The sequence below is a fragment of the Azohydromonas sp. genome (genome assembly GCF_035325925.1).
Lineage (GTDB): Bacteria > Pseudomonadota > Gammaproteobacteria > Burkholderiales > Burkholderiaceae_C > Calidifontimicrobium.
This window is the reverse complement of record NZ_DAOKZA010000021.1, coordinates 1-14,132: the sequence shown is the minus strand read 5'-3', so window position 1 is coordinate 14,132 and position 14,132 is coordinate 1. Positions and strand designations below refer to the sequence as shown.

At 72.7% G+C, this 14,132-nt stretch carries 12 protein-coding genes and 1 pseudogene; 9 read left to right on the top strand and 4 right to left on the bottom strand.

Translation table 11 applies throughout. The features are described 5' to 3' along the window. Position 1: 1 nt before the first annotated feature. Together PKC53_RS09785 and PKC53_RS09780 are read right to left on the bottom strand one after the other, a co-directional pair. A complete protein-coding gene (locus PKC53_RS09785) occupies positions 2-2,230 on the bottom strand; it encodes an ATP-binding protein (RefSeq protein ID WP_324428293.1) in 2,229 nt (742 codons plus the stop codon). A gap of 40 nt (positions 2,231-2,270) precedes the next feature. Then, positions 2,271-3,005, bottom strand: coding sequence for a response regulator transcription factor (locus tag PKC53_RS09780; RefSeq protein WP_324428292.1), 735 nt, complete (start codon positions 3,003-3,005; stop codon positions 2,271-2,273). A gap of 444 nt (positions 3,006-3,449) precedes the next feature. On the opposite strand from PKC53_RS09780, the gene PKC53_RS09775 reads away from it, so the two are divergent. After that, the gene (locus PKC53_RS09775; RefSeq protein WP_324428291.1) at positions 3,450-4,409 is read left to right on the top strand and encodes a PEP-CTERM sorting domain-containing protein; all 960 of its coding nucleotides are present in this window, start codon (positions 3,450-3,452) and stop codon (positions 4,407-4,409) included. A 531-nt stretch (positions 4,410-4,940) separates the two neighbouring features. On the opposite strand, the gene PKC53_RS09770 is transcribed toward PKC53_RS09775, so the two are convergent. After that, entirely contained in the window at positions 4,941-5,918 is a 978-nt protein-coding gene (locus PKC53_RS09770; RefSeq protein WP_324428290.1) for an NADPH:quinone oxidoreductase family protein, read from the bottom strand. Positions 5,919-6,012: 94 nt separating this feature from the next. Here PKC53_RS09770 and surE point away from each other — a divergent pair, with 94 nt between their 5' ends. Genes surE through rlmD form a run of 5 tightly spaced genes read left to right on the top strand, consistent with a single transcriptional unit; the run spans position 6,013 to position 10,930 of the window. After that, positions 6,013-6,765: a 5'/3'-nucleotidase SurE gene (gene surE, locus PKC53_RS09765; RefSeq protein WP_324428289.1), complete on the top strand. Its 753-nt coding sequence runs from the start codon at positions 6,013-6,015 to the stop codon at positions 6,763-6,765. Beyond that, positions 6,762-7,541, top strand: a complete 780-nt coding sequence (locus tag PKC53_RS09760; RefSeq protein ID WP_324428288.1) for a protein-L-isoaspartate(D-aspartate) O-methyltransferase — start codon at positions 6,762-6,764, stop codon at positions 7,539-7,541. The genes surE and PKC53_RS09760 overlap by 4 nt, the downstream gene beginning before the upstream one ends. Positions 7,542-7,560: 19 nt before the next feature. Next, complete coding sequence (locus PKC53_RS09755; protein ID WP_324428287.1) at positions 7,561-8,511, top strand: peptidoglycan DD-metalloendopeptidase family protein; 951 nt, start codon at positions 7,561-7,563, stop codon at positions 8,509-8,511. A gap of 30 nt (positions 8,512-8,541) precedes the next feature. Further along, on the top strand, positions 8,542-9,534 hold the full coding sequence (gene rpoS / locus PKC53_RS09750; RefSeq protein ID WP_324428286.1) for an RNA polymerase sigma factor RpoS: 993 nt from the start codon (positions 8,542-8,544) through the stop codon (positions 9,532-9,534). Positions 9,535-9,568: 34 nt separating this feature from the next. Further along, entirely contained in the window at positions 9,569-10,930 is a 1,362-nt protein-coding gene (gene rlmD, locus PKC53_RS09745) for a 23S rRNA (uracil(1939)-C(5))-methyltransferase RlmD (protein WP_324428285.1), read from the top strand. Between the two features lie 48 nt (positions 10,931-10,978). Here the strand turns inward: rlmD and PKC53_RS09740 are convergent, their stop codons facing one another. Further along, a complete protein-coding gene (locus tag PKC53_RS09740) occupies positions 10,979-11,677 on the bottom strand; it encodes a Bax inhibitor-1/YccA family protein (protein WP_324428284.1) in 699 nt (232 codons plus the stop codon). Between the two features lie 163 nt (positions 11,678-11,840). Between PKC53_RS09740 and PKC53_RS09735 the strand changes: the two genes are divergently transcribed. The 3 genes and pseudogenes from PKC53_RS09735 to carB all read left to right on the top strand — a co-directional run. Next, positions 11,841-12,245, top strand: coding sequence for a heme-binding protein (locus PKC53_RS09735; protein ID WP_324428283.1), 405 nt, complete (start codon positions 11,841-11,843; stop codon positions 12,243-12,245). A 168-nt stretch (positions 12,246-12,413) separates the two neighbouring features. After that, positions 12,414-13,565 carry a glutamine-hydrolyzing carbamoyl-phosphate synthase small subunit gene (gene carA / locus PKC53_RS09730; RefSeq protein WP_324428282.1) on the top strand — a complete coding sequence of 384 codons (1,152 nt, stop codon included), beginning with the start codon at positions 12,414-12,416 and terminating at the stop codon, positions 13,563-13,565. A 1-nt stretch (position 13,566) separates the two neighbouring features. Further along, positions 13,567-14,132, top strand: a pseudogene (gene carB / locus PKC53_RS09725) (carbamoyl phosphate synthase large subunit); the annotation flags it as partial.

Sequence of the window (14,132 nt, the reverse complement as noted above, 5' to 3'; positions counted from 1 at the left end):
GTCAGCGCGGCGGGTCGTCGCGCGGCGCCGCCGCGACGCTGGCCGCCGGCAGCGGCACGACGACGCGGCAGCGGATGCCCTGCGGCGGCACCGTGCACCACTCGACGCTGCCGCCGAGCTGGCGCACGCGCTTGCGCACGCTCGACAGCCCGAGGCCGGCGGCCCAGCCGCGCGGGTCGCCGCCGTCGCCGTCGTCGGTGACCTGCAGCGTCAGGTGCGCGCCGTCGACGGCGATTTCGACGTCGACGCGCGTCGCGTGCGCGTGCGCGATGACGTTGGTCACCAGTTCGCGCAGCAGCCGCGTCAGCGCCGACCAGGCGACGACGCCGAGCTCGACCTCGCGGTCGGCCGCGAGCGACCACGCGAGCTCGACGTGCGCCACCTGCAGGCGCTGGCCGAGGTCGGTCTTCCACTCGGCGCCTGCGTCGTCGAGCCCGCGCCCCGACGCCGCGAGACCGCGGGTCAGCGTCTTCAGGTCCTGCAGGGTGTGGCGCAGGTAGTCCTCCATCTGCGGCGTCGGCGCCTGGTACATCAGCGTCAGCAGCCGCGCGCCGATGTCGTCGTGCAGGTCCTGCGCCAGGCGCACGCGCTCCTCGCGGCGTCCCTGCTCGACGGCGTCATCGAAGCTCACGGCACGCGCCAGCTGCGCCAGCGCCCGCTCGGCCAGCCGGATGTCGCCGCGCGTGAACAGGCGCTGGCCGCGCTGCGCGTGGCTCAGCACCAGCGCGCGCGCGCCGGCGTCGCCACCCTGCACCCACGCGGGCACCGGCACCACCAGCGTCGCCCCCCCGCCGCGCACGCGCGCGCCACGAGGCGCGTCGGCCGAGACGACGACCTCGCCGGGGTCGAACAGGGCGACGCACAGCGCCCGCAGCGCCTGGACGCCGCCGCGTGGCTGCGACTCGATCGTGCGCGCGGCCTGCAGCAGGTGGTCGAACATGCGCACCGGGTCGGGGCCGCGCGGGCCGGCCAGCGGGCGCGCCAGCCATCGCCGCGCGCCGGCGTACAGCGCCAGCGCGGCGCCGATCGCCGCGGCCACCGACGTCGGCGCGTCGAGGTCGAACAGCGGGCCGAACAGCAGCTGCATCGCCATCGCGACGGCCGCCACCCCGGCGATCAGCACGAACTCGCGCAGCGGCCTTCGCGTGACGGGCAGCAGCGGCAGCGCCAGCAGCAGCGCGGCGACGAACACGTGCCACGCCGAGACGCCCACCAGCGGCAGCGGTGCGAGGGTGTCGCCGTGCCGCGGCTGCACCAGCGCGGCCACGCTCAGCAGCGCGAGCGCGCCGACGGCGATCGCGCCGAAGCGCTGCAGCACCGGCGCCACCGGGTGCGGTCGCCGTGCATGGCTGAAGCCGAGCAGCGCCACGGCACAGACGCCGAGCGCGAGCATCGCCGGCTGCGCGCCGTCCCACGGGGCGACCCGGCCGGCAGCGACCAGCGCGGCCACGGCCAGCGCCACCGCCCAGGCGGCGGCGGCCAGCACGCTCGCACGCGCCAGCACCCGCGGGTGCATCGCGGCGCCGTGCACCGCGGCCGCGGCGCCGATCAGGTCGAGCGCGGCGTGCGCCTTGCCGATCGATCCGCCCAGGCCGAGCGCGACGCCGGGCCCGGGCACCGACGCGACGGCCAGCAGCAGCAACGCCGCCGATTGCGCCCACGCCAGCGCCAGGTAGGGCGCGAGCCGCCACTGAAGGCGCGCCAGCAGCATGACCCATCCCCCGGCCCACAGCAGCGCGGCAAGCGCGGCGAGCGGCCAGAACGCGAGACCGATGCCGCCCAGGCCTCTGGCGGCGGCGCGCACGCTCGCCTCGCCGCCGTCGGCGAAGCGCAGCACGGCAGCGCCGCCGGCCAGCGCGGCGCGCCAGGCGCGTTCCTGACGCAGCCGGCGTTCGCGGGCCGCGTCGTCGGGCAGCCAGCGCGGCAGGTGCTGCAGCGCCAGCGCGTCGAGCGGCACCGGCGACGCGCCGGCGACGACGAGCGCGTTCACCGGCTGGCCGCGACGCGCGGCCAGCGCGCGGTCGTGGGCGTCGAGCAGCAGCAGCCGCCCGGCGGCGTCGGCGCGCCACTGCGCCGCCACGTGCGGCTCGACGGCGAGCATCCTGACGAGCACGACGAGGCCGACGGCAAACGCCAGCATCGCCAGCAGCAGCACGCGCAGCCGCCAGCCGAGCCACCAGGACGCTTCGATCCCACCACCGGCCGGCACGGCGCGCGGCGAGGGGGTCAACGTGGGGCTGTCGGCGGCCATCGCCGCGCAGGATGGTCGGTCAGACCAACCCGTGTTTGGTCGCCAGCACCGCCGCCTCGGCGCGGCTGGACACGTTGAGCTTGCGGTAGATGGACTTGATGTGGTCGTTGACGGTGAACCACTTGATGCCCATCAGGCTCGCGATCTCCTTGATCGTGAAGCCCTTGCTGAGGTAGGTCAGCACCTCGGTCTCGCGGGGCGTCAGGCGCTCGTGCTCGGGCGCCGGCCCGATCGCGACCGGCCGCGCGGCCGAGCTTGCGCTGCTCGACAGCCCCGGCGCCGGCGCCGCGCCGTCGCCCGGGTTCGACGGCCGGAAGTGCATCAGCAGCCGCCGCGCGATGGCCGGCGACAGCGGCGGCTGCCCGCGCACGATCTTCTGCAGTTCCTCGACGAGCACCTCGAAGCGATCTTCCTTGAGCAGGTAGCCGTCGGCGCCGCACTGCAGCGCGGGGAACAGGTGGTCGTCGTCGGAGTACAGCGTGGTGACGATCTTCGTCGCCGGGTACTGCGTCAGCGCCGACAGCAGCTCCATGCCGTTGCCGTCGGGCAGTTCGAGGTCGACGAGGATCAGCTTGAACGGGTCGGTGCCGTGCAAACCGTCGCTGCCGCCGGTGAGCTCGATCTGCCGGCGCGCGGACTCGAGGTCGGCGGTTTCGACGATCGCGATCGGGTCGCTGAAGCTCTCGCGCACGACCCGGCACAGGAAGCTGCGCGCCACCGGGTTGTCCTCGACGATCAGCACCTTGACGGCCATGCGTGCATCCCTCGCGGAGTCCGCCGCGCGCCGATGCGGCGCCGCAGGCGACGGGGCCGGCGCTCGGCCGGCGACTCCGACGCCGCGCACTGTAGCGCATGGACGCGCGCGGCGGCGCCATACCGCGGTGCCGCTCGCCTGCGTGGATCGTGCTCCGTGCGCCCCACCGCTGCGAGCAGCGAGCGAACCAAAGCCCGGCGATCGAGGTCGCGGATACGGGCCACAGGATGGGCCGCGATGGCTGTTTCCCTTCGCGACAGTATGCCCGACAGCGAGATCCTGCGCTGTCGGACTTCTTGACACGCGTGGCCTCATCGAATCCGTGACGGACACCAAGTCCTTGATTCGAATCAACTTCATCAATCGACGCTGCATTGGCGCTTTTCTTGCTTGCGCCCGGCGGCGCGGGTCACCGAGTCCGCGGTCAACCACAAAGGGGGAAGCATGCGTCAACTGAGTGCTGTTCTCGTCGCCGGTGTCCTTGCAGCGGCCGGCTTTGCGCCGGGCCTGATGCCATCCGCGCACGCCGTGGCCGTGGTTGTGGAGGCGGACCTGGCCACCCCGCTCGAACAGGACGCGGCGTTGGAATCGGGGCCCGGCTACACGCGGTCCGCCGACGCCCGGGCCGAGGCCGGCTATGGCTTCGGCAAGCTCGTCGCCAACGCCAGCGTGAATTGGGACATCCAAGGCGGGCAGAGCGCTGGCGGCATCGGCGCCAGCGCGACGGCACGCGCGTCCTTCCTTGACACCCTGACCATCGACAGCACAGTCGCCCCGACGGGTGACAACGGCGTGCTCTGGTTCGACGTGCTGCTGACCTTCAGCGCGGCCTTCCTGGAGGATGTGCGCGGAACCAACGTCTCCAATGCCGGCACGGTCAGCTTCTCGACCTATTGGGACGCCTATCTGGCTAGCGGCCTTCAAACGGTCGGGGATGGCTGCAACATCTACCTGGGCAACTGGTCGACTCCTGGTCTGTACTGCGGGAACCTGGATGTCGTCGAGGTCGCCCCGGGCAGCTACGAGGCCCGCGCCCGCTACGGGCTCGGCTTCGTGTTCGGGCTGGAGTTCGGACTGGGCATGCGGACCGCGGCCGTGACCCAGGCCGGCGTCGGCTTGCAGGCCGCCGACTCCGGCGGCTCTGCCTCGATGCTGTTCGACGCCGGCAATTCCATCTACTGGGACGGCATCGCCGACGTCACCTGGAACGGGGAGTCCGTGCCGTACACGATCCGCTCGGCGTCCGGGAGCAACTACCGGGATAGCTTCGCGCCGACCGCGCAGCCTGTGCCGGAGCCCTCGACGCTGTTGCTGCTGCTCGCCGCGACGCTCGGCTTGACGGTGACGCGCGGCGCGCGAGGCACGCGACCCGACCCATCCGTCGCTGCCGCCGCGCACGCCTGACGACGTCAGCCAGGCCCTCGGCGCGAGAACCGCACCTCATCGCGCATCGGACCCGGCCCCGGAGCGTGGGTCCGCTCCGCTCGTTTCGCAGTTTCGTGATTCGCGTGCCGAAGGGCTGCCGAGACTGGCCCGCATCGAGCACGACGCGCCACTGCACGAGATCGGCGCGATCAGGTGATCGGCGGCGAGGTCGCTCGCCCCTTGGGCCTGGCTGAACGTCAGCAGCGATTGATGCGGCCACCCTGGCGGTGCCAGGGGTTCGGTGCCTCGCTGGTGCGGCGCGTTGAGGCGTGAGCGTGGGTGACTTTACGCTGTGGCTCCACCGTCGTTGGTGGAAGCCGCGACAGACGAACCGCATGGCTTCAAGCGACCAGCCGAGGATCCGGCCCGGGCTGCGGCGGCACTTCACGGCGATGCCAAGCTTCGCCGAGACACAAGCGCCTTGCCGGGGCGCTGGGGTTGTGCGCCCAGGGAACCGAAAGGGCCCTGCGAAACCCGGGGGGCAGGGGCCGAAGGCGGATCAGCGGGCGCTCATCGGTTGACCAGCAGCACCTTGCCGCGCACCTGGCGCGAGGCCATGCGCGCGTAGGCGTCGCGCAGCGCGCTCATGGGCAGGCGCTGGTCGATCACCGGCTTGACCTTGCCCTGCGCGTGCCACTGCGCCAGCTCGCGCATCGCCACCGCGAAGGCCTGCGGTTCGCGGCGCACGAACTCGCCCCAGAACACGCCGACGATCGAGCTGCCCTTGAGCAGCGGCAGGTTCCACGGCAGCGCCGGGATCGTGCCGCCGGCGAAGCCGATCACCAGGTAGCGCCCGCGCCAGCCCACCGCGCGCAGCGCCGGCTCGGCCAGCGCGCCGCCCACCGGGTCGTAGACGACGTCGAGGCCACGCGATCCGGTCAACGCCTTCAGGCGCTCGCGCAGGTCCTCGCGGCCGTAGTCGATCGTTTCGTCGGCACCGATCTCGCGGCACAGCGCGCACTTGTCGGCGTTCGACGCGGCGGCGATGACGCGCGCGCCCGCGGCCTTGGCGACCTGCACCGCGGCGGTGCCGACGCCGCCGGCCGCGCCGAGCACCAGCACCGTCTCGCCGGCGCGCAGCTGGCCGCGGTCGATCAGCGCGTGGTGAGCGGTGCCGTAGGTGAACGCGAAGGCCGCGGCGTCGTCGAGCGCGAACCCCGGCGGCAGCGGGATCACGCGCGACGCGTCGACCAGCGCGTGCGTCGCAAAGCCGCCGTGGCTGCCGATCACCGCCACCGCGTCGCCGACGCGCGGCGTTTCGACGCCCGGGCCCACCGCGTCGACACGACCCGAGAACTCGCTGCCGGGCACGAACGGCAACGGCGGGCGCATCTGGTACTTGCCCTCGACGATCAGCAGGTCGGGAAAGTTCAGGCTGGCGGCGTGGATGGCCACGCGCACCTGGCCCGCCTGCGGCTGCGGCGTGGGCATCTCGCGCCACTGCAGCGCGTCGACTCCGTCGAGCGTCTCGCACAGCCAGCCTTGCATCGTCGGTCTCCCGGTGTCGTCGTCGAAGCCGCGATGATAGGCAGCCGCGGTGCGGCGGCCGTCACCTCGGCGACGGCTCCTACAATCGTCGCGCATGCGCATCCTCATCGCTAACGACGACGGTTACCTCGCTCCCGGACTGGCCGCCCTCGTCGAGGCGATGCAAGGCCTCGGCGAGGTCGACGTCATCGCCCCCGAGCAGAACGCCAGCGGCACGTCGAACGCGCTGACGCTGAACCGCCCGCTGACCGTGTTCCGCGCCGGCAACGGCGCGCAGGTGGTCAGCGGCACGCCGTCGGACTGCGTGCACGTCGCGCTCACCGGGCTGCTGCCGCAGCGCCCCGACCTGGTGCTGTCGGGCATCAACAACGGCGCGAACATGGGCGACGACACGCTGTACTCGGGCACCGTCGCCGCGGCGATGGAGGGCTACCTGTTCGGCATCCCGGCGATCGCGTTCTCGCAGGTGCAAAAGGGCTGGGCGCACCTCGACGCCGCGGCGCGCGTGGCACGCCAGGTGGTCGAGCAGGTGCTGGCCGCGCCGCCGGCGCCGGGGCCGTGGCTGCTCAACGTGAACATCCCGAACCGCGCCGACGCCGACCGGCTCGCGCGCCGGGTGACGCGGCTGGGGCGCCGCCACGCGAGCGAGCCGGTGATCCGCCAGGTCAACCCGCGCGGCGAGACGATCTACTGGATCGGCCCGGCCGGCGACGCGCGCGAAGGCGGCGAAGGCACCGACTTCCACGCCGTCGCTGCCGGCCTCGTCTCGGTGACCCCGCTGCAGGTCGACCTGACCGACCACGAGGCGCTGCCGCACTGGCGCGACGTCGTCGAGGGCCGGCGGTGAGCGGCCGCGCGCCGCGATTTCCGCTGTCGCTCGACCGGATCTCCTCCTCGCCGGCGTCGGCGACGCGGCGCACCGCCGCGCCGGCGGCGCGCACGGCCGCCGATGCACCCGCCGGCGTCGGGCTCGACTCCAGCGGCGTGCGCCAGCGCATGGTGCAGCGACTGCGCGCCGGCGGCGTGCGCCACGAGGCGGTGCTCGCGGCGTTCGCCGCGGTGCCGCGTCACCACTTCGTCGACACGGCGCTGGTGCCGCAGGCCTACGAGGACACCGCGCTGCCGATCGGCCACGCGCAGACGATCTCGAAGCCGTCGGTCGTCGCACGCATGCTCGAGCTGCTGTTCGACGGCCGCAACGCGGCCGCCGGCGGCTCGCTGGGGCGCGTGCTCGAGATCGGCACCGGCTGCGGCTACCAGGCGGCGCTGTTGGCGCGACTGTCGCGCCAGGTGGTGTCGATCGAGCGGCTGCGCGCGCTGCACGACAAGGCGCGCGAGCTGCTGGCCTCGCAGCCGCGCGACAACGTGCGCCTGGTCTATGGCGACGGCCGCATGGGCCACCCGCCGAACGCGCCGTACGACACGATCATCGCCGCCGCAGGCGGCGAGGCGCTGCCCGACGCCTGGCTCGACCAGCTCGCGGTGGGTGGGCGCCTGGTGGCGCCGCTGCGCGCCATCGGCGGTGGTCAGGTGCTGGTGGTCGTCGACCGCGACGAGCGCGGGCTGCGTCGGCAGGCGCACGAGGCGGTGCAGTTCGTCCCCCTACAATCCGGCGTCTTCTGACGAAGGCAGATTGCAGGGCATGACACAGACTTCACGCAGAGGCTGGGCCCCGGTCGCCATCGCACTGGCGATGTTCGTCGGGGGCTGCGCCTCGCCGCATCGCCAGGCACCGGTCGAGGCCCGCGCACCGACCGCGCGCGCCCCTGCCGCGCCGGTGCCCAGCGGCGCGGCCGAAGCGCTCGCGGTGTCGCCGGGGCAGGCGGCGCCGCTGCCCGGCGCCGAGCACGCGGGCAAGCCGGGCTACTACACCGTCAAGCCGGGCGACACGATGATCCGCATCGGCCTCGAGACGGGCCAGAACTGGCGCGACATCGCGCGCTGGAACAACCTCGAGAACCCGAACGTGATCGAGGTCGGGCAGGTGCTGCGTGTCACGGCACCGACCGAAGCGCCCGCAGCGGCGCGTGCCCAGGCCACCGCGCCGGCGCCGGCCGCGTCGACCCCGCCGGCGTCGTCCGCGGCGCCGAACGCCACCACGCAGGGCACCGCGCCCGCGAGCGCCGGCGCGGTGACACAGCCGGTGGGGTCGGGCGCCGCGGCGCCGGCGGTCGTCGCCACGGCGCCGACGACGACTGCGCCGCCCGCGTCGCGCGACCCCGACGAAGACATCGCCTGGACCTGGCCGGCTGCTGGCCCGGTCGCGTCGCCCTTCGACGACGCCCGCAACAAGGGACTGTCGATCCTCGGCAAGGCGGGCGACCCCGTGTTCGCCGCCGCCGACGGCCGCGTGGTGTATTCGGGCGCCGGTCTGCGCGGCTACGGCAACCTGGTGATCGTCAAGCACAACAACACCTACCTCAGCGCGTACGCCCACAACCAGTCGTTGCTCGTCAAGGAGGACCAGGTCGTGCGCCGCGGGCAGAAGATCGCCGAGATGGGGTCGACCGACGCCGAGCGGGTGCAACTGCACTTCGAGATCCGTCGCCAGGGTCGGCCGATCGATCCGTCCAAGCTGCTGCCGCCGCGTTAGGCCGCGGCACGCCGTCACACCTGTCCCGCCATGCCCCGCACCCGGATGTCACACGAGCGGGGCGGCAACGGGCGCGACGAGCCACCCACTGCGCCGGTCGACGGCGACGCGCTCGCCGATGCCGCAGCGGGCGCCACGGCCGACCCCGCGGCGCTGCTCGCCGATGCCGGTGACGCCGCCGATGCGTTGCAGGCCTACCTTCGCGTCATCCGGCGTGCGCCGCTGCTCACCCCGCAGCAGGAGTACGACACCGCGGTGCGCGCGCGCGCCGGCGACTTCGATGCCCGCCAGGCGATGATCGAGCACAACCTGCGGTTGGTCGTCAGCATCGCGAAGAACTACCTCGGTCGAGGACTGCCGCTGGGCGACCTGATCGAGGAGGGCAACCTCGGGCTGATGCACTCGATCGCCAAGTTCGAGCCCGAGCGCGGCTTCCGCTTCTCGACCTACGCGTCGTGGTGGATCCGCCAGAGCATCGAGCGCGCGATCATGCAGCAGGCGCGGCTGGTGCGCCTGCCGGTGCACGTGGTGCGCGAGCTCAACCAGGTGCTCAAGGCACGCCGCGCGCTCGAGGCGCGCGACGGTCGCGACCCCGCGGCCGGCGACCGCGCGATCAGCGTCGAGGAGATCGCCGCGGCCACCGAGCGCACGCCCGCCGAGGTGGCCGAACTGCTGAGCTATGCCGAACACCCGGCGTCGCTCGACGCGCCGCTGGAGCGCGACGGCGTCGAGTCGATGCTCGACCAGGTCGTCGACGACCAGGCCGACGACCCCGCCGGAGCGATGCTGCACCACGAACTGGCGCAGCTGATCGGCTCCGGGCTGGCGCAGCTCAACGAGCGCGAGCGCGAGGTGGTCGCGGGGCGCTTCGGGCTGGCCGAACGCGAGCCCGAGACGCTCGAGGTGCTGGCCGAGCGCCTCGGGCTGACGCGCGAGCGCGTGCGCCAGATCCAGCAGGAGGCGCTGCTGAAGCTGCGCCGAGGCATGGCGCGCCACGGCGTCGACCGCGATTCCGTGTTCTGAACCACCGGCCTGGAGGCCGGGATAATCGCCGCGCATGACGGCAGACGACGAGTGGCTGCAGGTCGAGTCGCTCGACCTCGACGCGCAGGGCGTGGCGCACGACGCGCAGGGCAAGGTGGTGTTCATCGAGGGCGCGCTGCCCGGCGAGCGCGTGCAGGTGCGCGTGACGCGGCGCAAGGCGCAGTGGGAGCAGGCGGTGATGTCGGCGCTGCAGCGAGAGAGCGCGCAGCGCGTGCGCCCCGCGTGCCCGCACTTCGGGCTGCACGCCGGCGCCTGCGGCGGCTGCAAGATGCAGCACCTGCACCCTGCCGCGCAGGTCGCGGTCAAGCAGCGCGTGCTCGAGGACCAGCTGTGGCACCTGGGCAAGGTGCGCGCCGAGCGTGTGCTGCGCCCGATCGAGGGGCCCGCCTGGGGCTACCGGCGTCGCGCTCGGCTGTCGGTGCGTCACGTGCCGAAGAAGGGGGGGGTGCTGGTCGGCTTCCACGAGCGCAAGTCGAGCTACGTCGCCGACATGTCCCGCTGCGAGGTGCTGCCGGGCGCGGTCAGCGCGCTGCTGCCGGCGCTGCGCGCGCTGGTGGCGACGATGGATGCACGCGACCGCGTGCCGCAGATCGAGGTCGCGGTCGGCGACGCCGCCGACGGCGTGGTGGTCGCGCTGGTGTTGCGTCACCTCGAGCCGCTGGGGGCGGGCGACCTCGCACGATTGCGCGCCTTCGCGCGCGAGCACGGCGTGCAATGGTGGCTGCAGCCCAAGGGCCCCGAGACGGTGCACCGGCTCGACGACGACGGGCCCGAACTGGCCTACGCCCTGCCCGAGTTCGGCGTCGTGATGCCGTTTCGGCCGACCGACTTCACGCAGGTGAACCACGCGGTCAACCGCGTGCTGGTCGTGCGTGCGCTGGGCTTGCTCGGCGTGCGGCCCGGCGAGCGGGTGATCGACTGGTTCTGCGGGCTGGGCAACTTCGCGCTGCCGCTGGCGCGGCTGGGCGGCGAGGTGCTGGGCGTCGAGGGCAGCGCAGCGCTGGTGCAGCGCGCGCGCGACAACGCGGCGCGCAACGGCCTGGCGCCGCGCACGCGCTTCGAGGCGCGCAACCTGTTCGAGATCGATGCCGTCGCGCTCGCCGAGCTCGGTGCCGCGGCGCGCTGGCTCGTCGACCCGCCGCGCGAGGGCGCGTTCGCGCTGGTCAAGTCGCTGGTCGATCTGCAGCGCGATGCGCCCGTCGGCTGGACTCCGCCGCGACGCATCGTCTACGTCAGTTGCAACCCGTCGACGCTGGCGCGCGATGCCGGGCTGCTGGTGCACCAGGGCGGCTGGCGCTGCAGCGCCGCAGCCGCCGTCAACATGTTCCCGCACACGGCGCACGTCGAGAGCCTCGCGGTCTTCGACCGGCTCTGAAAACGCCGACGGGGCCTTGCGGCCCCGTCGTCACGGCGCGAAGCGCCCTTATTCCCGGTCGCCGCCGAAGATGCCGAGCAGCATCAGCAGGCTCTGGAACACGTTGTACAGGCTCAGGTACAGCCCCAGCGTCGCGGTGACGTAGTTCGTCTCGCCGCCGTCGATGATGCGCTTGAGGTCGTACAGCATGAACGCCGAGAAGATTCCGATCGCCAGCACCGCCAGCGTGATCATCAGCGCGCCGGACTGGAAGAAGATGTTCGCGATGCCGGCCACCAGCAGCAGGATCGCGCCGACGAACAGGAACTTGCCCATGTTCGACAGGTCGCGCTTGATCGTGGTGGCCAGTGCCCCCATGCCGAGGAAGATCGCCGCGGTGCCGCCGAAGGCGTACATGATCAGCGTCGCGCCGTTGCTCAGGCCGAGCACCATGCCGACGAGGCGCGACAGCATCAGCCCCATGAAGAACGTGAAGCCCAGCAGCAGCAGCACGCCGGTCGACGAGTTCTTGAACTTCTCGATCGCGAACATGAAACCGAACGCGCCGCCGAGGAAGACGACGGCGCTCATGCCCACGCCCATCGCGGCGACGATGCCGGTGGTCACGCCGATCCACGCCCCCAGCACGGTGGGCACCATCGACAGCGCCAGCAGCCAGTAGGTGTTGCGCAGCACGCGGTTGCGCTGCTCGGCCAGTGCACCCGGCTGGGCGTATCCGGTGAAGACGGGCTGGACTCTTTCGTTCATTGGACCTCCGGGACTCAGGGGGTGGACGATAGCGGGCTCTGACCCGGAAACGCATTCTAGGTTCCCGAGCGGTTCGCTCGGGCATCGGTGATGTCGCGCGGGCCGGCACCGTCGGCGGCTGCACTACAGTGGCGCCGACGAACCGACACACGAGGTACCTGCGATGAAGCAAAAGTCCTGCCTGACGCTCGACGACGTGCGCCGCGTCGCGGCAGCCGCCGAGGCCGAGGCGACGCGCCATGGCTGGGCGGTGACGATCGCGATCGCCGACGACGGCGGCCACCTGCTGTGGCTGCAGCGCCTGGACGGCGCGGCGCCGATCTCGGCGCAGATCGCGCCGGCCAAGGCGCGCACCGCCGCGCTGGGGCGGCGTGAGAGCCGATCGTACGAGGAGATGATCAACCAGGGTCGCCACTCGTTCCTCAGTGCGCCCGGGCTCGAGGCCATGCTCGAAGGCGGCATGCCGATCGTCGTCGGCGGCGATTGCGTCGGCGCGGTCGGCGTCAGCGGCGTCAAGTCCAGCGAGGACGCGCAGATCGCGCGCGCCGGCATCGCTGCACTCGGCTGATGCCCTCGGCCCGGCCGCTATAATTTGCGGGTTTGCCCGCCCCTGGACGCGCGCCGCGTTCGCAGCAACCACCCCCGGCCTGACCCCCGACCCGCGCGGGCGATCCGCGCGGGCTGCTGCGCGGCCGCCGACGGCGCGGCGGGCGCCCGCCCACCACGGAGTCCCGCCTTGCTGCCCGTCCTGCCCCCCGCATTGCTCGCCCTCGCAGACGGCTCGGTGTTCCAGGGTGCCTCGATCGGCGCCGAAGGCGCCACGGTCGGCGAGGTGGTGTTCAACACCGCGCTGACCGGCTACCAGGAAATCCTCACCGACCCGAGCTACTGCCGGCAGATCGTCACGCTGACGTATCCGCACATCGGCAACACCGGCGTCAACGAGGAGGACGTCGAGGCGGCCCGGGTGCACGCTGCCGGCCTGATCGTCAAGGACCTGCCGCTGCGTGCGTCGAGCTTCCGCCAGTCCGACGCGCTCGACGCCTTCCTGAAGCGCGAGGGCACCGTGGCAGTGGCCGGCATCGATACGCGCCGGCTGACGCGCATCCTGCGCACCGGTGGGGCGCAGAACGGCTGCATCGTCGCGCTGCCGGCGGGCGCCGCGTTGACTCCCGGTCATTTCGAGGAGGCGGTCGCCGCGGCGCGCGGCGCGCCGAGCATGGCCGGGCTCGACCTCGCGAGCGTGGTCTCGGTGCGCGAGCCCTACGCCTGGGGGCAGACCGAGTGGCGGCTCGGCAGCGGCTACGGCGCGCTCGACGCGCCGCGGTTCCACGTCGTCGCCTACGACTTCGGCGTCAAGTTCAACATCCTGCGCATGCTCGCCAGCCGCGGCTGCCGCGTCACCGTGGTGCCGGCGCACACGCCGGCAGCACAGGCCTTGGCACTCGAGCCCGACGGCATCTTCCTGAGCAACGGGCCGGGCGACCCCGAGGCGTGCGGCTACGCGGTCGACGCGGTGCGCGCGCTGGTCGACACCGGGATCCCGACCTTCGGCATCTGCCTGGGGCACCAGATCATGGCGCTGGCCTCGGGCGCGAAGACCTTCAAGATGAAGTTCGGCCACCACGGCGCGAACCACCCGGTGAAGGACCTCGACTCGGGCCGGGTGAGCATCACCAGCCAGAACCACGGCTTCGCCGTCGATGGGGGCTCGTTGCCGCCACACCTGCGTGCCACCCACGTCAGCCTGTTCGACGGCACGCTGCAGGGGCTGGCGCGCACCGACCGCCCGGCGTTCTGCTTTCAGGGACACCCCGAGGCCAGCCCCGGCCCGCACGACATCGCCTACCTGTTCGACCGCTTCGTGGCGTTGATGGAGAAACACTGAGATGCCCAAGCGCACCGACCTGAAGACCATCCTGATCATCGGTGCCGGCCCGATCGTCATCGGCCAGGCCTGCGAGTTCGACTACTCCGGCGCGCAGGCGTGCAAGGCGCTGCGCGAGGAGGGGTACCGTGTCGTGCTCGTCAACAGCAACCCCGCGACGATCATGACCGACCCGGGCATGGCCGACGCGACCTACATCGAGCCGATCAACTGGCAGGTGCTCGAGCGCATCATCGCCAAGGAACGGCCCGACGCGGTGCTGCCGACGATGGGCGGGCAGACGGCGCTCAACTGCGCGCTCGACCTGCATCGCCACGGCGTGCTCGACAAGCACGGCGTCGAGATGATCGGCGCCAACGAGCACGCGATCGAGAAGGCCGAGGACCGCCTGAAGTTCAAGGACGCGATGACCTCGATCGGGCTGGGCTCTGCCAAGAGCGGCATCGCGCACAGCTGGGAGGAGGCGCAGTCGGTGCGCGAGCGCATCGCCGCGCAGACCGGCGGCACGGGCTTTCCGGTCGTCATCCGGCCGAGCTTCACGCTCGGCGGCACCGGCGGCGGCATCGC